This is a genomic window from Beijerinckiaceae bacterium (assembly GCA_004564215.1).
GTDB lineage: Bacteria > Pseudomonadota > Alphaproteobacteria > Rhizobiales > Beijerinckiaceae > Methylocapsa.
Genome location: CP024846.1, coordinates 266,476 through 286,209 on the forward strand (window position 1 = coordinate 266,476; position 19,734 = coordinate 286,209).

A 19,734-nucleotide genomic window follows, 5' to 3' on the forward strand; every position below is an offset into this window, starting at 1 on the left:
CTAGATTTCGGAGCAAGGCATGAGTGAAAGCATAAAGACCGACGTGCTCATCGTCGGCGCGGGGCCGGCTGGCCTCTTCGCGGTGTTCGAATTGGGGCTCCTTGATATCAAGGCCCATTTGGTGGACATCCTGCCGAAACCCGGCGGCCAATGCGCCGAGCTTTATCCGGAAAAGCCGATCTATGACATTCCCGGTTTTCCGAAAATATCGGGCCAGGAACTCGTCGATGCTTTGCTGCAGCAGATCGAGCCGTTTCACCCGACCTTCCATTATGGCGAAATGGTCGAGGGGCTGGAAGTTTCGGGGACCGCCGAGGCGCCCTTGTTCCGGGTTCGGACTAGCGGAGGGCAAAGCTTCGAATGCAAGGTCGTGATTGTGGCGGCGGGCGGCGGATCGTTCCAGCCTAAAAAGCCGCCGATTGCGGATATTGAAGCCTATGAAGGAAACTCGGTTTTCTACGCTGTGCGCAAGATCGAGGATTTTCGCGGCAAGCATGTCGTGATCGTCGGGGGCGGCGATTCGGCGCTCGATTGGACGCTCAATTTGCAGCCGGTCGCCAAGCATCTGACTTTGGTCCATCGCCGCGATGATTTCCGGGGCGCGCCGCATTCGGTCAATGCGATGCGCGAACTGGTCGCCGGGGGGCGGATGGATTTGCAGATCGGTCAGCTCTCCGAACTGCATGGCGACGCGGGTCACCTCACCTCGGTCACGTTCAAACATGCCAGCGGGGCCACGCATGAGATCGCGTGCGACCGGCTGATCCCGTTTTTTGGGCTCACCATGAAACTCGGCCCGGTTGCCGATTGGGGTCTCAACCTACACGAAAATCTGGTGCCGGTCGATACCGCGACGTTCGAGACCAATATCCCGGGCGTTTTCGCGATCGGCGACATTAACTATTATCCAGGCAAGCTTAAGCTAATCTTATGCGGCTTTCACGAGGGCGCGCTGGCGGCTCAGAAAGCCCATCGCTACATCTATCCGGAAAAGCGCCTGACATTCCAATACACAACCTCGTCGTCCAGCCTCCAGAAGAAGCTTGGCGTGAATTGAATAAGTTCCTCCAGAGGCTGATGCTTCAGGCTTGAAACCGGAGGGCAGGGAATGCGCGTCGCACTCTATGCAGGATCTTTCGATCCCTTGACCAATGGGCATATCGGGGTGATCGAAAGCGCGGCATCGGTTTGCGACGAACTCGTTGTGGCGATCGGCGTCCACCCCGGCAAGACGCCGATGTTCAGCCCGGAGGAGCGGGCCCATCTGATCGAAAACGCCTGTGGAAGCGCTCTCGCGGCGCGGTCCTGCAAGCTTTCGGTCAGGACCTTCTCCGGCCTGGCGGTGGAGGCTGCCCGCGCTGCCGGCGCCAAACTGATCGTGCGCGGCCTGCGGGACGGGACCGACCTCGACAATGAAATGCGGATGGCGGGCACCAACGCCGTGATGGCACCGGAGATCAAAACGGTGTTTTTCGTGGCTCCGCCCGCAGTCCGTCATATTAGCGCGACATTGGTTCGGCAGATCGCGGGCCTCGGCGGCGATGTATCGGCTTTTGTACCTCCCGTGGTCGCCGATGCGCTCGCCAAGCGGCGGGTGACTTGAACGGCCGGCTGTTATTGAAAAGGATTCAACCGCATGATGATTCGACGGATGATGATTGGCCTGACCTTGGGGTTGGGATTAGCCATGGTATCCAATGCGGTCCCGGCCGCGCCGGCGCAAGATCTGGCTAACACGATTTACCTCGACACCAAGGACGGTCGGATCACCATCGTGCTTCGTCCTGACCTCGCTCCCAAACACGTTGCCCAGATTGAAGCCTTAACGAAGCGCGGCTTCTATAATGGAATCGTTTTCCATCGCGTGATCGATGGATTCATGGCGCAAACCGGAGATCCGACTGGAACCGGGACGGGAAAGTCCGACCTCCCCAACATCCCCGCCGAGTTTTCGAGCGAGCCCTTTAAACGCGGCACTGTCGGCATGGCGCGCTCACAGGATCCGAATTCGGCCAACTCGCAATTCTTCATCTGCTTTGGCGATGCGTCGTTCCTGAACAATAAATATACCGTGGTCGGTCAAGTGGTTTCCGGCATGGATGTCGTCGACAAGATCAAGAAGGGTTCCAAGGACGAGAACGGTTCGGTCTCCAACCCCGACAAAATCGTAAAAATGCAAATGGCACCCGACGCGACAGCCGGCAAAAAATAGCTTCGGGCTCAGCGCCAATGCGTTGCGATTCCGCCATCACGAAACGCAACGCTTCGTCATAAAATTTGCAACTTTGTCCTGTGGCGGACGAACAGCTTTGCCCTTGCCGCTTTAGACTTGGATCTAGGCTCGTTTCTCGAATACGCGCAACAAACAATGCTGCCCCGAAGGCCCTCCTCAATACTTGCGAGGCGCCTGTCGATTCGAGTAGGTTTAAGTCGCCCGTCGCGCCATGATTTGGGTGCGAAGCGGCTCTCCGGGGAGGCCTCCGGCCCGGCCGCGAGCGGTGGTTCTTAGAGGTGCTGGCGGACTTACGCCTTAAGTGCAATTGCCGGTTAGCAAGCCCATTGTCGAGGTTCCTGCGCATCCGCCAGTAGATGCGCAGGGACATTTTGTTTTCCCGATATTAGCGTCGCCTCGCTGTCGCTGTCGCTGTCGCTCCGCGATTTTAGAGGCAATGGCGGACGTGCTGTTTACCTCGGCGCGGGCATGGGCTATGGCAACCCGACCAAATAGCTAGCCTCACCGCTTGAGCCGCCGCTTTTCGAGCCGAAGCTTATCAAAACACAGGCAGGAGTTTTCAATGCCGAATACGGGTAAGACCCTCACCTTGGAAACCACGCAAGGACCTGTGGTGATCGAAATGCGGCCGGATCTCGCGCCCGGCCATGTCGAGCATATCAAGAAGCTCGTTGCTGAAAAATTCTACGATGGGGTGGTCTTTCATCGGGTGATCGACGGTTTTATGGCCCAGACGGGATGCCCGCATGGAACGGGAACCGGCGGTTCGAAATATCCCAATATCAAAGCTGAGTTCAATGCCGAACCGCATGTGCGCGGCACCTGTTCCATGGCACGCGCCCAGGATCCGAATTCCGCCAATTCTCAATTCTTCATTTGCTTCAACGACGCCCGTTTTCTCGACAAGCAATATACGGTGTGGGGCAAGGTCACATCGGGCATGGAAAATGTCGACAAGATCAAACGCGGCGAGCCGGTGCGCGATCCCGACAAGATCCTGAGGGCGACCCTCAGCTGACGGTTGCAAGACTTAACTCGGGGCCTCGGCGGCGCGGCGGTGTGACTGCGCCCCCAACACGATCACGGACTTGCGGGCGGCACGCCGGCAATGAACTCATTCATGCGTGTCAATCTCTTCGATTTCGAGCTGCCGCCTGATCGCATCGCCCTGCGTCCCGCAGACCCCCGTGACACGGCGCGGCTCCTTATCGTCCGCCCGCAGGACTCGCCCTCAGTTCAAGATAGCAGCATGCTCGCCTTGCCTGCGCTATTGGCGCCAGGCGACGTCCTCGTCGTGAACGATACGCAGGTGATCCCGGCGCGGCTTGAGGGCTTTCGGACACGCGAAGATGCCACCGCCGGGATCGAGGCGACCCTGCATAAGCGCGAGGGACCAGCCCTATGGCGCGCGTTCGTCCGACCGGCCAAAAAGCTGAAGCGCGGTGAAACGGTCCGGTTTTTGGCGCCCGGAGATAGCCTCGGCGCCAGTCCGTCGCTGGATGCCGAGATCGCCGAGAAGGGGGACGAGGGCGAAGTTTTGCTGAGCTTCGCGCTCTCGGGTGCGGAGCTCGACGAAGCCATCGACCATATCGGACAAATGCCCTTGCCCCCGTACATCGCAGGGCGCCGGCCAACCGATTCGAAAGATAGCCAGGATTACCAGACCTTGTTTGCACGCCGCCCAGGAGCGGTCGCAGCGCCGACGGCGAGCCTTCATTTCACGCCGCGGCTCCTCTCGGCCCTGACCGCGCGCGGTGTGGCAATTGAGAAAGTGACCTTGCATGTGGGCGCGGGCACTTTTTTGCCGGTCAAAGCTGAGGATACAACCGGCCACAAAATGCATTCCGAATGGGGCGAGGTCTCCGCCGCAACCGCCGCCGCCCTGAACAAGGCGCGTGCCGCCGGAGCACGAGTGGTTGCGGTTGGCACGACTAGCCTACGAATTTTGGAATCCGCAACGCGTCAGGACGGCAGGATCGAAGCGTTTTCGGGGGAAACTGCGATCTTCATTACCCCCGGATATGAGTTCAAGGCAGTTGATGTGCTGCTGACCAACTTTCATCTTCCACGCTCGACGCTGTTCATGCTCGCCGCCGCTTTCTCCGGGCTCGAGACCGTGCGGGCGGCCTATGCCCATGCAATCGCGCAAAATTATCGCTTCTATAGCTACGGTGATGCTTGTCTTCTCTTTCCAGAGGGCGCGAGGAGGGTCAGCGGGTGACAGAGGCTTTTCATTTCAAGGCGACAAGCCAGGACGGCGATGCGCGCGCGGGGATGATCACGACGCCGCGCGGTCAGATCCGCACGCCAGCCTTCATGCCGGTAGGGACGGCCGCGACCGTCAAGGCGATGCATCCGGAGGCGGTCAAAAACCTCGGCGCCGACATTGTGCTCGCCAATACTTATCATTTGATGCTTCGGCCAGGTGCCGAGCGGATCGCGGTGCTGGGCGGCCTGCATAAGTTCATGAATTGGCCTTGGCCGATTCTCACCGATTCCGGCGGCTTCCAGGTCATGTCCCTCGCCAAGCTCAGGAAGCTCGACGAAAACGGCGTGACGTTCCAATCCCATATGGACGGCGCTCGACATGTTTTGACGCCGGAACGGTCCATGGAGATTCAGGATCTGCTCGGCTCGGATATTCAGATGCAATTCGACGAATGCGTCAAACTTCCCTGCGAGGAATCAGAAGCGCGTCGGGCCATGCTCTTGTCGCTGCGCTGGGCGGAGCGCTCGAAGGCGGCTTTCGTTGCCAAACAAGGCCGGGCCTTGTTTGGTATCGTTCAGGGCGGCGCCGTGGAGCCCCTGCGGGTGGAAAGCGCCAAAGCGCTGACCGAGATCGGGTTCGATGGCTACGCTGTGGGCGGCCTCGCGGTCGGCGAGCCGCAAGCGATCATGCTCGCCATGCTCGATTGTGTTTTGCCTTGGCTTCCTTCGGCCGCACCCCGCTATCTCATGGGGGTCGGAACCCCGGACGATCTTGTGGAAAGCGTGCGGCGCGGGATCGACATGTTCGATTGCGTGATGCCGACGCGGGCGGGTCGCCACGGACTTGCCTATACGAGGTCGGGGCGGCTCAATTTGCGCAACGCCTGCCACGCCGAGGATCCGGCCCCCGTCGACCCGCTATCCTCTTGTGCCGCCGCGCGAACCTACTCCCGCGCCTATTTGCATCACCTCGTGAAATCGGGCGAGATTCTCGCCATGATGCTGCTGACCGAGATCAATCTTGCGTATTATCAAGATCTGATGGCCGACATGCGCGGCGCCATTGCCGCGGGGCAGTTCGAGCCATTTTGCGCCAAGACGAAAGCCGCATGGCAAACGGAAGAAACAGCCGAGAATGCGATGCGAGGAATCATTGGCCAGGCCGCCGACTGACTTCCGCTGCAAGTTGATTCAATAGCTCCGGAGTCGTGTGGCCGTCCGCCGGACGGACTTTGGTTGCGATCTGAAAATCATGGATGGCGTCGCGCGAGGCCTGGCCGAACCGCCCATCCAATGTCCCCCGATAAAATCCAAGCCTTTCGAGTTGCTTTTGGATTTCGGTTTTTTGTGTCCGGCTCAAAAAAACCTCGCCCTGCGGCCAATGACCATGCAGAGCGGGTCGCCCCTTGATTCGATCCGCGAGCAATGACAGCGAAAGCGCATAGGAATCTGAATTATTGTAAGCTTTCAGAATCCAATAATTGGAGGACAGGAGGAAGGCGGGCCCGGCCCCGCCGGACGGCAGGAACAAGGTTGCCTCTCCTTGCGGAAACGGAGTTCCATTGGCGCTTCGCACGCCCTGCGCCGCAAAGGCCGCAAAACTTCCGTGCAGCGAGGCGAAGCTGAAATTTTCCGGCAGGACGACTTCCACCCCCCAGGGAAGATTTGGTTGCCATCCCGATTGGACCAGGAAATTGGCGATCGAGGCCAGAGCGTCGAGGGGCTTTTCCCAAATATCGGCGAAGCTCGCCCCATCATAACTGACCGCATATTTGAGGTATGCCGTCGGCAGAAATTGCGGGCCTCCCATGGCGCCGGCCCAGGATCCTTTCATGATCGCGCGGGCAACACTGCCTTTGTCGAGAAGGATCAGCGCCCCGATCAGCTCATCGCGGAAGATCGGCCGGTCTTGCCGCTGGTAAGCCAGGGTCGCCAGCGAGCGGATGACATCCTTGCCGCCCTTCGCCCGCCCATAATCGGTCTCGATGCCATAGGCCGAGAGAAGAATTTCGGCCGGCACGCCGAAACGTTGTTCGATCCGCTTCAAAGCCTCCTGCAATGCCAAGAATAATTCGCGGCCGCGCGCGATTCGGCGGAGAGAAACAGCCTCGTCGAGGTAGGATTTCAGCGGCTTGTCGAATTCTGCCTGCTGGTTCGAGGCGGCGGGAGTCGAAGGGTCCAGCGTCAGCCCGGCCACAGCCAGATCAAAAGTCGCCCGTTTGACCCCTTTGCCTTCAGCGAGGGGCCAGAGCGCTTGCAAAAATGTGCGAAACCCTGCCTCGGAGCCTGCCGGCGCGGTGCTTGTCGGATCGAGCGCCAAGCCCGAGGAGGGCGCCGCGCAAAGCGCAAACGTTATCATCCACAGGACGCAAAGGATCTGCTTAATTTGCCGCATCTTAACGATATGCAGCCAATTTCTGGCAAAATAGCAACCCTGCCAGTTAACCAGACAAAATCTTCCAACGGCTGGCATTAACCTTTTGCGGCAATTGTGACGGTCGGATCCAACAATTCAACTGGGTCGCGATTCACTTGGCTTTCGCATAAAGTTGGCGGATTCGCTCTTTAGATCTTTGAGTCGGGCCGTTTCGAGAGGCGTGGATGCATTGGCGTTGGCGCCAAGGGAAGGCGGGATTGGCGCAGCGCGGGGGCAGCGTTGCCGCCGGACTTTGCCTCGGTTTCCCGATGGCCTCGCCCGCCGCCGCTCAGAACCTCGACAAAAGCCGGTTTGTTGCCGGTCTGTGCGACCATGCGGGTGTGGTCGGCTTGGCCTTGATCGCCGGGCTCATTCTTATTTCGATGGTCGCCGCACTTTTGTATCTTTCGGCCCAGCACAGCAGGATTCAACGAGAGGCAGAGGGCCATCTTGAGCTTTCCGAACTGCGCGAAAAGCTCGACCGCGCCAAGCTGTTTCTTAGGGCAGAAACGCAGACCATCATAAGCTGGGTGGGCTCGCGGGAGGAGCCCGAAATAGAAGGCGATCTCGGGCTTGTCGCGGATAGATCGAATCCGGGACAAGTACTCGTCTTTGGATCCTGGTTGGCGCCGGAGACTGCGCAAACCGTCGAGGGCTCCGTCGCAAGCCTGCGCGCCCGGGGAGAATCGTTCCGCTTTACTGTGACCAACCTCAACGGGCGGCATTTCGAAATTGAAGGGCGACCCGTGAGCGGCCTCGCCGTCCTGCGGATCCGCGACGTATCGAGCGATCGCCTCGAGGTCATCCGTCTTCAGGAGCTTCAGGCGCGCGCCAGCCAGGAACTCAATGCCTTGCGGGCAATGCTCGACGCGATCCCCAATCCGGCGTGGGTTCGGGACGGTGAGAACAGGCTGAGCTGGGTCAACGCCGCTTATGCCCGCGCGGTCGAGGCCAAGGACCCAAATGGCGCCGTTACGGGCGGCATCGAACTGATCGAAAGCGAAGCCCGCCAGGCAAGCGAGGGGACGCGCGCCAATGGCAAGGTCTGGCGGGGACGCGCACCGGCCGTCGTCGCCGGGGAACGCCGGATGCTCGAAATCGTCGACGCCCCAGCGGATTTCGGTTCGGTCGGAATGGCCGCAGATGTGTCCGAAATCGAATTCATGCGCGCGGCTCTCGATCGCCAGATGCAGGCGCATGCCCGCACACTCGACCAGCTTTCGACGGGGGTTGCCATATTCGATGGCGCCAAACAGCTGGTTTTCCACAATGCCGCCTACCGTCAGCTTTGGGCGCTTGATCAAGTCTGGCTCGACCAAAAGCCGACCGATTCGGAGATTCTCGACCGGCTTAGGGCTGCGCGGCTGTTGCCCGAACAGGCGGACTTCCGGGCCTGGAAAGAAGGTCTCCTGACTGTCTACCAATCGATCGAAACCGACGATCAGGTCTGGTTTTTGCCGGACGGGCGGACGCTGCGCACGGTCATCAGCCCCAATCCACAAGGTGGGGTGACCTATCTCTTCGACGATGTCACCGAGCGGTATCACCTCGTTTCGCAGTTCAATGCCTCGGTCAGGGTGCAGAGCGAAACCCTCGACGCCTTGAAGGAAGGGGTCGCTGTGTTCGGCAGCGACGGCCGTCTCAAATTGTTCAACCCCGCCTTCGCGAACATGTGGACGCTCAATCCCAGCGATCTCGACAACCGGCCGCATATTGATCGCGTGGCCCTGATCTGTGCCCCCCTATTCGCCGATCAGGAGGCTTGGGATGCGCTGCGCGCGGTCGTCGCCGGCTTGCCGGACAGACGGATCGGTTTCGAACGCCGGCTGGCACGCTTGGACGGGTCCGTGCTCGATTGCGCGGCGGCGCCGCTTCCCGATGGCGCCACGCTTCTAACGTTCATTGACATGACCGCGAGCGTCAATGTCGAACGCGCGCTGATCGAACGCAACCAGGCCCTCATCGACGCTGAAAAACTGCGCAATGATTTCGTCCATCATGTTTCCTACGAGTTGCGTTCGCCTCTCACCAATATCATCGGCTTCATCCAGCTTCTGGATGATCCGTCGATTGGCCCGCTCAACGACAAGCAACGCGAATATGCCGGCTATGTGAAGAGTTCCTCTTCGGCGCTATTGGCCATCATCAATGATATTCTTGATCTTGCCTCGATCGACGCGGATGCGATGGAGCTTTCGTGCGAGGAAATCGATATTGCGCAGACCATGAAGGCCGCGGCGGAAGGCGTCCAGGACAGGCTCACCGATTCCTCTCTCGACCTTCACGTCGCGATCACGGAGGGCATCGGCTCGCTGGTTGCCGACGGCAAGAGAATCCGCCAAATCCTTTTTAACTTGCTTTCAAACGCCATCGGCTTTTCGGCGCCTGGCCAAACCATCGATCTTGCCGCAACGCGTCAAAATGGGGAAATCCTCTTCAGGGTCAGCGACAAGGGCCGCGGCATTCCCCCGGAGATCGTCGAACATGTTTTCGACCGATTCAAAACCCATACGACGGGGACGCGTCACCGCGGCGTGGGATTGGGTCTTTCGATCGTGCGCTCCTTCGTCGAACTGCATGGCGGGCGAGTCGAGATCGATACGGCGCCAGGCGAAGGCACGACCGTGACTTGCATCTTTCCGGCACAAGATGCCAAGTTGAACTAAAATAGGGAGCCCAAAAATGGCCGCTGAGACGGTCCGGGAAGCCGGTTCCGAGACGACGATCTGGATGAGGGATCTCGAAGAAGAAGCAGAGATCGTCGCGCTTGCTGCCGACGTTGCAGCGTTAGTCGGTCCGGGCGATCTCGTGACCTTGTCTGGCGACCTCGGCGCCGGAAAAACGGCTTTCGCGCGCGCCCTGATTCGACTTCTGACCGATGAACCCGACCTTGAAGTGCCAAGCCCCGCCTTTACCCTGATGCAGGTCTACGAGGGCGAGAATTTCCCGATCGTTCATGCCGATTTTTATCGCATCGAGAAGCCGCAGGAGCTTGTGGAATTGGGATTCGAGGAGAGCTGCGAAGACGCTCTCGTTTTAGTCGAATGGCCCGAACGCGCCGGCGACTTGTTGGGTGCCGACAGGCTCGACATCGGTTTGAAGCTCGATAAGGACCGCCGCCAAAGCTATCGCGCCGTGACTCTGACCGGAATGGGCTCCTTTGCTCCGCGTCTCGCGCGCGCAAAAGCGATTCACGACGTTCTGGAGCGCAGCGGCTGGAGCGGCGCCGAACGCGAGCCGATGCGGACCGATGCTTCGACCCGCAGCTATGAGCGCCTGGTCAAATCGGATGGGCAGGGCGCAATTTTGATGATCTCGCCGGCCCGTGCGGATGGTCCGCCCTTACGCTATGGCAAGCCCTATAGCGCCATTGCGAAGCTCGCCGAGGACATCCGGCCCTTTATCGCCATCGACCAAGGCTTACGCGACTTAGGCCACTCGGCGCCCGAAATCTTTGCGTTTGATGTCGCGGCCGGTCTCGCCATCATCGAAGACCTCGGCAATCAGCCCCTGGTCGACGAAGACAGCATCATCGAGGAACGCTACGCCGTCGCGGTGACCGCGCTCGCCCATTTGCATGCTGCGAATCTTCCCGACACCTTGCCCGTCGATGGCGGCGAGATCTATCGGGTTCCGATCTACGATGTCGATGCATTGTCCATCGAAGTCGAACTGCTGCTTGACTGGTACATCCCCTACGTCGCCTGCCAGCAACTGGCCTCCGGCGCAAAAGCCACCTTCATCAATCTTTGGCGTCAGGCCGTGCAAGACGTCCTTGCGGCGCGGCCGACCTGGACGCTGCGGGACTATCACTCGCCCAATCTGCTTTGGCTCGCCGAACGCGAAGGCATTGCCAGGGTCGGCGTCCTCGATTTTCAGGACTGCGTCCTAGGCCATGCAGCCTATGATGTCGTGTCGCTTTTGCAGGACGCCCGCGTCGACGTTTCCGAGGAAGCCGAACTGCGGTTGCTCGTGCATTACGCCCGGCTCAGGCGGGAGACTGATCCGAGCTTCGATATGGCCTCCTTTGCCCGCGCCTATGCGATCTTGGGTGCCCAGCGTGCGACGAAGATCCTGGGCATTTTCGTCCGGCTGGACGAGCGCGACCACAAACCGCACTATCTCGCGCATCTTCCGCGGCTCGAGAAATATCTCGCGAAGGATCTCAACCATCCGGCTTTGGCCGAGCTCAAACTCTGGTTTGAGACGCATCTGCCACAAATATTTAGTCGGGCGTTCTAAAAAACGCGCGAAAATTCGTCCAAGCTGCATGGTCCGTCTTTTCGATCGCGTGGTAGGGTAGGCGACAGTTGGCGTACCGATTAAAAATGGAGCCGCTTCAACTTTTCCTTTGATTGCGATGATTTTGGATTGACTCGATCCAAAATCATCGTGATCGATTCCAAAAGTCTAGAGCGGGATGCAGGCGGAAAATCGGTTTTGACTCTTCCTCATCCCGCTCTAGCGCCCTTTCGATCTCAGCCTTTGATCGACAATCGCTTTAGGCTTCGACATGCACCCATATTTGCCTGCCAAGGCCATGGTCTTCGCTGCGGGACTCGGCACAAGGATGCGGCCCTTGAGCGACGTGACGCCGAAGCCATTGATCAAAGTGGCGGGCAAGCCGCTGATCGACCACATGCTAGACCGTTTTGCCGTCGCCGGGGTTGAGACCGCCATTGTCAATGTGCATCATCTGGCTCGCCAGATCATCGCGCATCTGGCCGACCGCAAGGTCCCCGAGATTGTCGTCTCGGACGAAAGCGAAATGCTTCTCGATCAAGGCGGAGGGATTGCCAAAGCTCTGCCTCTGCTCGGCCGGGAGGCGTTTTTCATCGCCAACACCGATGCGTTCTGGATTGAGGGCCCGGCGGACAATTTGCGGCGTCTCGCGGCGGCCTGGAATCCGGACCAGATGGACATATTGCTGCTCGTCGCCGCGGTGACCGCCAGTGTCGGCGCGGAAACCTCCGGAGATTTCAAGATGGCGCCGGACGGCCGCCTCGTCCGACGCGGGGAGCATGAGATCGCGCCTTTCGTCTATACCGGCGTCGGAATCATCAAACCCGCCCTTTTCGAAACCGAAAAGCGAGCGATCTTTCCGTTGGCGCCATACTTTTTCGAGGCGGCCAAGAAAGGCCGGCTGTTCGGGCAAAGGCTCGATGGCCTGTGGCTGCATGTCGGTACGCCGCAGGCGATCGAGGAAGCAGAACGAAAGATTGCGCACGGCTTGGTTTGAGGGCAGGCGACCGGCGTCAAGGTTTCCGCCATTCGACCGCAACGGCTTTATCTTATTTTCGACAATTTTCAGCGAGAATTGTTAAGTTGCGTTAATCATTACTGTCGAAACCCAGAAAATATTGTATTTTCAGGGTTTCCGGTTTTTCTCGCCTATGTGTTGCAAAACATTGACTGCAAGAAAGGCTTGCCTGAGCTAAGATTGGGTCGACTCCCTGGACCATCCCGGTCTTTTCATAAAGCGAGGGCAATGTCCGTCGCCGTGCGATCAAGTGATACCCCGGCCGCGGATGCGGCAAAACTCCTGATCCGGCTCGGTTTGGCGATCCTCTTTGTCGGCCTGCCTTGCACCGGAGTTTTTTGGCGTGGCGCGATTTATGTGCTCCTTCCGGTCGGCGGGGTCTTGATCCTGGGCGGGGCGGCTCTCGCCTCGCCGGAACACAAGTTCCGTCGGCTGCGCGATGCGCTTGTCTCGCCGACCGGAGCCACCGCCTTGTTTCTGGCATTCTGGGCGGCGCTCTCCCTGATCTGGACCCCTTTCCCCGCGGAAGCCGGCGATCGCTATCTCAAATCGGCGGCCACCACTTGTCTTGCGATCCTCGTCGCCGTCTTTCTTCCCGAGCGAACCAAGACTGTGGATCTTTACCTTCTGCCCGTGGGCCTGGCGCTGGCGAGCGTCGCGACGCTGGTCCTGGCGCTTTTTGGTCCGCCCTGGTTTTTGAGCAGCTTCGCCTTCGACGAAACGCTGTTCGAGCGTTCGATGGTGACGTTGATCGTCTTGATCTGGCCCGCGCTCGGAATCCTCTCGTTGCGCGAGCATTGGATCGCGGCCGCAATTCTAGCTGTTTTAATCGCAGCCGTGTCGCTCGCAGGATTTGCGCAGATCGCGCTTTTGGCAATGGGGGCGGGCGCTTTTGTTTTCGCTATGGCCATGTCGGGACCGGCCAAGACAGCACGTATTCTTGGCTTTGGACTTGCGCCGCTGATCATCCTGGCGCCGGCGATTCCCTTGCTCTATCGCCTGATTTTACAAGTGTCGGGGATGGAAGTTGGTCCTGGGTCGCTACCCTTGCTGATCTGGAGCGAACTGATCACTTCGCAATGGCCCCGGCTGATCACCGGACATGGCCTCGACTTTGCCTATCGCAGCATGAGCTTTGGCTATTTGCCCGAGCAGGCTCCAAAAAGCCTTCTCTTCGTGATTTGGTACGACTTCGGCCTCGTCGGCGCCGTTGGCTTTGCGACTCTGACCGCACTGGCCTTTTCGGCGGCCGGACGGGTCGCAGCTCAAGCGGCCCCCGCCGTGCTTGCCGGCCTCGTCACGGTTTTGACAATCGCCTTTCTGGGAATTGCCACCGCCCAAATCTGGTGGGTGACCCTTCTCGATTGTGCTGTGATTGCATTCGCCCTGTTGGTCAAGGGCGTCTACAATGTGCAGCGGCCAGATGTGCAGGCGATTCGGGCGATGGAGCCGGAAGCTCGGCAAGAATTGTCACACAACGGCGCCGGCCTTTCCGATCAGTTTCCTGCTTCATCTTAACAGTCGCGAATTTGTGATCAGGCGCGCCGAATCGGCAAGCTTACGCTCTTGCGAGGCGGCCGAGCGTGTTCCGCGCGCCATAGACGCCAATGAATTTCAGATCAACCAGAAGTAGCTCTTGCGGCGATGCCCCAAGCGGACTTAACATCACTGCATGATTGAGGCAGTCATCACCATCAGAAACGCGCGCGAAGGCGATGCCGAAGGGATCGCCGAGGTGCACGACGCCGCTTGGCGCGATGCCTATCGCGGCATTATTCCCGGCCGTGAGCTTGAACGGATGATCGCCCGGCGCGGACCGCATTGGTGGCACTTGGCCATCAAGCGGGGATCGCGCCTTCTGGTACTGGATTTCGACGAAACCATCGGCGGCTATGCGAGCTATGGGCGCAATCGCGTTCCTTCCCTGCAGTACGGCGGGGAAATTTTCGAACTCTATATCGCGCCGGAATTTCAGGGACTGGGATTCGGAACAAGGCTTTTCGACTTGGCCCGAAAGGACCTCGCCGAACATGGCTATGATTCATTTCTGGTTTGGGCCTTGGCCGACAATGATCGGGCGGTGCAGTTCTACACCCGGCTTGGGGGAAAGAACGTGCGGCAGGCCAATGAGCGATTCGGCTCGGAGACGCGCGCGCGCATCGCATTTGCGTTCGACTAGAGCGCTTCCAATGCGTAGACTCTCTTGGTCGAAACAGTTGCGCAATCCACGAGATTAAAGCGGTCCAAAAAAATCTTCAATCCGCTGAGGATTAGCCTAAATGTCGGTCTATGGCGTTTAAGGCTGCTTGGCCAAGACACCCGGCATCACAAAACAATCGAAGGCTTTGGAGAGGCATATGCAGCTCGATGAGATTTCCGTCGGCAATAATCCGCCTTACGAAGTCAATGTTCTTATCGAAGTGCCGATCGGCGGCGAGCCGATCAAATATGAACTGGATAAGAAAGCGGGAGTTCTTGTCGTGGATCGGTTCCTCTACACGTCGATGCGGTATCCGGGGAATTATGGCTTCATCCCTCATACCTTGTCGGAGGATGGAGATCCCTGCGATGTGATCATCGCCAACACCCGTGCGATTGTTCCGGGAGCCATTATGAGTTGCAAGGTGGTCGGCGTCCTCCTCATGCGGGACGAGGCCGGGCAGGATGAAAAGATCATCGCTGTTCCATCTGCGAAGCTGACGAAACGCTATCAGAATATCGAGAACTTCACGGATCTTCCGGAAATTACGCTCAGTCAATTCGAGCATTTCTTTGCCCATTACAAGGATCTCGAGCCGGGCAAATGGGTCAAGATCGAGCGTTGGGGTGACGCCGAGGAGGCGCGTCGGATCATTCTTAAATCCATTGAAAGGGCAGCTGGGAAATAAGTCTTAAGCGAATCTATTTTTTCTTGCGGGCGAGACGGAACACGCCCTGTTCGCCAAAAAAATTCCAGATCCAGGGCTCGCTATATTTAAGCGGCGCTCCGAAACGATCGAGCGCCACACCGCGCTCGATCCGCGCGTCGATTTCATTCACAAGCGAGATGAAATCGCGGATCGTGCAGAAATGGATATTCGGCGTCTCGTACCAGGAACAGGAAAGATTGCGCGTCAGCGGCATCCGTCCGCCAATGGCCACCTGGTAGCGAATGCGCCAATGGCCGAAATTCGGAAACGACACGATCGCATGCCGGCCGATGCGCAACATATGTTCCAACACGGTGCGGGGGTTGCGCGTTGCCTGCAAGGTTTGCGACAGAATCACATAATCGAAGGCATTATCCGGATAGTCGGCAAGGTCGGTGTCGGCGTCGCCCTGAATGACCGATAGACCTTTGGCGACGCAATCGTTGACGCCGCGTTGAGACAGCTCGATCCCGCGGGCATCAACCCCTTTGTCCTCGCTGAGCAGCCGCAGCAGCGTGCCGTCGCCGCAGCCGACGTCGAGGACGCGGCTCTTCGCTTCCACCATATCCGCGACGAGCAGAAGATCGACGCGCGCCGAGGCCATGAGGGCCGCCCCGTTCCCATTAGACCCCTTCTTGGTTGCCACGGCTCAGCTCGACCCGGGTTTGGCTGGCGCGATGCCCATGGCCCGTGCTGCGGCCTCGAGAAATCCGCGCGAGGTCGCAATGAACTCAGGCGTATCCAACAAAAATGCATCATGGCCACGGTCGGTCTCGATGTCGACGAAAGAAACCGAGGCGCCCCCCGCATTCAAGGCGTGAACGATCGCGCGCGAGGCTTGCGTCGGATAGAGCCAATCGGAATTGAAGGACACCACGCAAAAGCGCGTCTTGGCGCCCTTGAAGGCGTAGGCGAGAGAGCCGCCATAATCCGCGGCGAGATCGAAGTAATCGCAGGCCCGGGTCACATAGAGGTAGGAATTGGCATCGAAGCGGTCGACAAAACTCGTGCCTTGATAGCGAAGATAGTTCTCGATTTGGAAATCCGCATCGAACGAAAAAGTGGGCGCGCTGCGGTCCTGCAATTTGCGGCCAAACTTGCTCTGCAAGGCATCATCCGACAGATAGGTGATGTGGGCCGCCATTCTGGCGACCGCGAGCCCCTTGGTTGGAATGACACCCTCTTCGAGATAGCGGCCCTGACGCCAATCCGGATCGGCCATCACGGCTTGCCGCCCGACCTCATGAAAGGCGATGTTTTGGGAGGAGTGGCGGGCCGCGGTCGCGATGGGCATCGCGGCAAAGACCCGCTCCGGATAGCTCGCGACCCATTGCAAGACCTGCATGCCGCCCATCGAGCCACCGGCAACGCAGAACAGCATGTCGATGCCCAGATGATCGATGAGCATCGCTTGCGCCCGGACCATGTCCCGGATGGTGACGATCGGAAGATCAAGGCCATAGGGCCGGCCTGTCGCCGGATTGAGCGAAGCCGGGCCGGTGGTACCCATGCAGCCGCCAACGACATTCGAAGAAATGACGAAATAGCGGTCGGTGTCGATGGGGCGGCCCGGCCCCACCATGGTATGCCACCAGCCGGACTTGCCCGTGATCGGATGTTCATTGGCGACATGCTGGTCGCCGGTGAGCGCATGACACACGAGGACCGCATTCGATTTCTTGGCATTGAGCGTGCCATAGGTTTGGTAGGCGATCGTCAAGGGGCTCAGCGCGATCCCTGCATCCGTCTGCAAGGGACGATCGGCGCCGAAATGCACGACGAGGCTGTGCGGCGCATCGACTTCGCGAAGACCCGTCGCTCTACTGGCCGGAACAAAATGCACGATTGTGCCGATCGTTCGATATGGCGAACATAATGTTCGTTATATGGGAGATTGCCGGAGGCGGAGTCAAGATCGAGCTGGCGGATTCCGCCGTCTAATCAAGATCAAGGCTAAAGAGCTTTTGAAAATTTGCAATTCCTTTGGCTCGCTGCGCCCCGCTTTTTCAGCGCGCCTTTGTTTTAACGGCGGCGGCCTTCAAGGGGACCTTGAGCTTGGCTCCTTGCCCGTCGAGAATCGCGAACTGATACCGCCCTAAATCGTCAAGGCTGACGGCGTATCGCAAAGTTTCAACGATATTGTTGTCTTCGTCCAACGTCACCACGGCCGGGTCGAGCCCAACGATGCTTTCGCTCGGCAAGAAGACTGAACTGCAAATGATCAGTTCGTCGCCCGGCTGGCAGGTCCGTGCCGCCGCCCCATTGACGATGCAGCAGCGCGAACCCCGTTCGCCTAGGATCACATAGGTCGAAATCCGCGCGCCGGAGTGCTTGTTCCAGATCTCGACGAATTCGAGCGGCAGAATGCCGGCAGCTTCGCAATGATCGGGATCAAGCGTGATCGAGCCGTGGTAGTCGAGGTTTGCATCAGTGACACGGATGCCATGAAGCTTGCCGCCAATGACCTTTCGCATGTTCTTTCAAATTCCATCGCAGGAACTAACGGGTTTGGCCCAATCTTGAGCCAGGGCGCCTCTGCTTAGAGCATTTTTCGGCAGAGCGCGACCTGGTTTGCGCAGTCGCATATAATTGGACAGAATCAAGAGTGGAGCCCCTCGCGTGGCCTCGCGGCCTCGTCGAGCTTTATTTAGGCATTGTTTCGCAGAATTCATCCAGAAGGCTCGGACGGGACGTCGGCCTCGAACAAAGCGAGTTCTATGCCCTCGGCCACCTGATCGCCCAGCTTGAACCTGAATTCCTTGACGATCCCGCTTTTCGGCGCCCGCAGCATATGCTCCATTTTCATCGCTTCCAGCACCATCACCGGCTGGTTCGCCTCCACGCGGGCGCCCGTTTCGACCAGGAGCGCCGCAATTCGGCCCGGCATGGGAGAAGTGAGCCGCCCCGGCCGTTCATCGCGCCCCTTCGTCTCTGCGCTCTTGTCTTCCAACAAAAACCGATGCTCGGGCTCAGCTCCTGAAAAAACGATGATTTCCCGGCCAGACCGCATAAAGAGCGCCTTGAGGCGATGACCCTCCAAATCGACGATGAGACGTCCATCGGGCGCCAACGAGCCTGCCACGTGGATCGAGCCTGTGTGCTGAAAGTCGAGCCGCCACCCCTTACGCAGATAGGTAATTCCGATTGTGCTCGGTTCGGCGCCGTTGAGTGAAATCTCATGCAAACGCAAGGTCTCCCGTGCATCCTCGTTCAGGCGCCAGCCAATCTGGCTGTTCCAGGGACTTGCGGGGTCACGTGTGCGTTGTGCCGCGTCGTTTGCCTCGGCGGCCCGCATAAGGAGAAGACCGATGACGGCCATCGCCAAAATCTGGTCTTCCGCAGGTTTTAGTGGCGCCAGAAGATCGTCTCGATAGCGCTCGACAAAAGCTGTGTCCGGCAAAGCCCGGTTGAAGGCCGCATGCGCTGCAATCGAGCGCAGAAACGAAAGATTGGTCGCGGGCCCGACGATGCGGATGTCTGCGAGCGCCGCCTGTAACCGAAGAAGGGCGCTGTCGCGGTCGCTCCCCCAGACGATCAGTTTAGCGATCATGGGGTCATAATCGACCGGGATCGTGTCGCCCGCGCGGACCCCGGCATCAACCCGGACATGCGGCCCAGCCTCGGGGAAATCGAGCCGCTCGACACGTCCGGCTTGCGGCAAAAAATCGCGCCGCGGATCCTCAGCGTAGAGGCGCGCCTCGATCGCATGGCCGTTCACCGAGATTTGCTCTTGGGACAGTGGCAGCGCGACGCCTGCCGCCACTTGAATCTGCCATGCGACGAGATCGATCCCGGTGATCATTTCCGTGACCGGATGCTCGACCTGAAGCCGCGTATTCATTTCAAGAAAATAGAATTCACCATCAGGGGACAGTAAAAACTCGACCGTGCCGGCGCCGACATAGCCGACCGCGCGGGCTGCCGATATAGCAGCTTCCGCCATCGCCCGGCGCAGTTCAGCGGAAAGGCCGGGCGCCGGGGCCTCCTCAATAATCTTTTGATGCCGGCGCTGGATCGAACAATCGCGGTCGAAGAGGTGAACGAAATTCTGCTGGCTGTCCGCGAAAACCTGGACTTCGACATGACGTGCGTGGGGCAGGTATTTTTCAATGAGAATGCGATCGTCACCGAAAGCAGAAGCGGCCTCGCGTTTCGCGCTTTCCAGCTGCGACATGAAATCCGACGGGCTCCCGGCGATTTTCATGCCTTTGCCGCCGCCACCCGCCGCAGGTTTGAGCAAGACCGGATAGCCGATCGCCGACGCTTCCTCGACGAGCCGGGCGGGGTCTTGTCCGTCCCTATGATAGCCGGGCACCAAGGGAACCCCGGCCTTTTCCATCAAGGTCTTGGCTTGCGCTTTGTCGCCCATCGCCCGGATCGCCGCGCTTGGCGGGCCGACAAAAGTAAAACCTTCCGCGCGGCAGGCATCCGCGAACTCTGCATTTTCCGACAAAAACCCATAGCCAGGGTGGATCGCCTGCGCGCCGCAAAGGCGCGCCGCCGTCAAGATCTTCTCCCCATCGAGATAGCTTTCGCGCGCCGGTGCCGGTCCGATGAAAACAGCTTCATCGGCAAGCGCGACATGCATCGCCGCTTCGTCGGCGTCGGAATAGACGGCCACGGTCGCAATACCGAGCGGGCGTGCCGTGCGTATGATCCGGCAGGCGATCTCACCGCGATTGGCGATCAGGATTTTGGAAAACATCGC

General features: G+C 59.1%; 17 protein-coding genes and 1 pseudogene. 13 read left to right on the plus strand and 5 right to left on the minus strand.

Features of this window, described 5'->3' with window-relative positions:
* Positions 1–19: 19 nt before the first annotated feature.
* The 6 genes from CU048_01150 (at position 20) to CU048_01175 (ending at position 5,614) form a co-directional block, all read left to right on the plus strand.
* Entirely contained in the window at positions 20–1,057 is a 1,038-nt protein-coding gene (locus CU048_01150; protein QBR70115.1) for a ferredoxin--NADP(+) reductase, read from the plus strand.
* Between the two features lie 51 nt (positions 1,058–1,108).
* Positions 1,109–1,603: a pantetheine-phosphate adenylyltransferase gene (locus tag CU048_01155; GenBank protein QBR70116.1), complete on the plus strand. Its 495-nt coding sequence runs from the start codon at positions 1,109–1,111 to the stop codon at positions 1,601–1,603.
* Positions 1,604–1,654: 51 nt separating this feature from the next.
* The gene (locus tag CU048_01160) at positions 1,655–2,212 is read left to right on the plus strand and encodes a peptidylprolyl isomerase (GenBank protein QBR72558.1); all 558 of its coding nucleotides are present in this window, start codon (positions 1,655–1,657) and stop codon (positions 2,210–2,212) included.
* A 583-nt stretch (positions 2,213–2,795) separates the two neighbouring features.
* Positions 2,796–3,251, plus strand: coding sequence for a peptidylprolyl isomerase (locus tag CU048_01165; GenBank protein ID QBR70117.1), 456 nt, complete (start codon positions 2,796–2,798; stop codon positions 3,249–3,251).
* A gap of 102 nt (positions 3,252–3,353) precedes the next feature.
* Complete coding sequence (locus tag CU048_01170; GenBank protein ID QBR70118.1) at positions 3,354–4,454, plus strand: tRNA preQ1(34) S-adenosylmethionine ribosyltransferase-isomerase QueA; 1,101 nt, start codon at positions 3,354–3,356, stop codon at positions 4,452–4,454.
* Entirely contained in the window at positions 4,451–5,614 is a 1,164-nt protein-coding gene (locus CU048_01175; protein ID QBR70119.1) for a tRNA guanosine(34) transglycosylase Tgt, read from the plus strand. The genes CU048_01170 and CU048_01175 overlap by 4 nt, the downstream gene beginning before the upstream one ends.
* Here CU048_01175 and CU048_01180 read toward each other — a convergent pair.
* Positions 5,592–6,800: a lytic murein transglycosylase gene (locus CU048_01180; GenBank protein ID QBR72559.1), complete on the minus strand. Its 1,209-nt coding sequence runs from the start codon at positions 6,798–6,800 to the stop codon at positions 5,592–5,594. The two genes, CU048_01175 and CU048_01180, sit on opposite strands and share 23 nt — an antisense overlap.
* A 242-nt stretch (positions 6,801–7,042) precedes the next feature.
* Here CU048_01180 and CU048_01185 point away from each other — a divergent pair, with 242 nt between their 5' ends.
* The 7 genes and pseudogenes from CU048_01185 to CU048_01215 all read left to right on the plus strand — a co-directional run bounded on the left by CU048_01185 (position 7,043) and on the right by CU048_01215 (position 15,005).
* On the plus strand, positions 7,043–9,523 hold the full coding sequence (locus CU048_01185; GenBank protein ID QBR70120.1) for a two-component sensor histidine kinase: 2,481 nt from the start codon (positions 7,043–7,045) through the stop codon (positions 9,521–9,523).
* A 16-nt stretch (positions 9,524–9,539) separates the two neighbouring features.
* Positions 9,540–11,099: a tRNA (adenosine(37)-N6)-threonylcarbamoyltransferase complex ATPase subunit type 1 TsaE gene (locus CU048_01190; GenBank protein QBR70121.1), complete on the plus strand. Its 1,560-nt coding sequence runs from the start codon at positions 9,540–9,542 to the stop codon at positions 11,097–11,099.
* A gap of 120 nt (positions 11,100–11,219) precedes the next feature.
* A pseudogene (locus CU048_01195) lies at positions 11,220–11,321 on the plus strand (SAM-dependent methyltransferase).
* A 76-nt stretch (positions 11,322–11,397) separates the two neighbouring features.
* Positions 11,398–12,096 carry a mannose-1-phosphate guanylyltransferase gene (locus CU048_01200; GenBank protein QBR70122.1) on the plus strand — a complete coding sequence of 233 codons (699 nt, stop codon included), beginning with the start codon at positions 11,398–11,400 and terminating at the stop codon, positions 12,094–12,096.
* A 249-nt stretch (positions 12,097–12,345) separates the two neighbouring features.
* Complete coding sequence (locus CU048_01205; GenBank protein QBR70123.1) at positions 12,346–13,635, plus strand: hypothetical protein; 1,290 nt, start codon at positions 12,346–12,348, stop codon at positions 13,633–13,635.
* A 154-nt stretch (positions 13,636–13,789) separates the two neighbouring features.
* Positions 13,790–14,296 carry a GNAT family N-acetyltransferase gene (locus CU048_01210; GenBank protein QBR70124.1) on the plus strand — a complete coding sequence of 169 codons (507 nt, stop codon included), beginning with the start codon at positions 13,790–13,792 and terminating at the stop codon, positions 14,294–14,296.
* Positions 14,297–14,474: 178 nt separating this feature from the next.
* Positions 14,475–15,005: an inorganic diphosphatase gene (locus CU048_01215; GenBank protein ID QBR70125.1), complete on the plus strand. Its 531-nt coding sequence runs from the start codon at positions 14,475–14,477 to the stop codon at positions 15,003–15,005.
* 13 nt (positions 15,006–15,018) lie between these two features.
* Here CU048_01215 and metW read toward each other — a convergent pair whose 3' ends face one another.
* The 4 genes from metW to CU048_01235 all read right to left on the minus strand — a co-directional run bounded on the left by metW (position 15,019) and on the right by CU048_01235 (position 19,731).
* A complete protein-coding gene (gene metW, locus CU048_01220; protein ID QBR70126.1) occupies positions 15,019–15,630 on the minus strand; it encodes a methionine biosynthesis protein MetW in 612 nt (203 codons plus the stop codon).
* Positions 15,631–15,675: 45 nt separating this feature from the next.
* On the minus strand, positions 15,676–16,869 hold the full coding sequence (locus CU048_01225; protein ID QBR70127.1) for a homoserine O-acetyltransferase: 1,194 nt from the start codon (positions 16,867–16,869) through the stop codon (positions 15,676–15,678).
* A gap of 163 nt (positions 16,870–17,032) precedes the next feature.
* On the minus strand, positions 17,033–17,500 hold the full coding sequence (locus tag CU048_01230; protein QBR70128.1) for an aspartate 1-decarboxylase: 468 nt from the start codon (positions 17,498–17,500) through the stop codon (positions 17,033–17,035).
* Positions 17,501–17,694: 194 nt separating this feature from the next.
* Positions 17,695–19,731 carry a 3-methylcrotonyl-CoA carboxylase gene (locus CU048_01235; GenBank protein ID QBR72560.1) on the minus strand — a complete coding sequence of 679 codons (2,037 nt, stop codon included), beginning with the start codon at positions 19,729–19,731 and terminating at the stop codon, positions 17,695–17,697.
* Between the last annotated feature and the right edge of the window lie 3 nt (positions 19,732–19,734).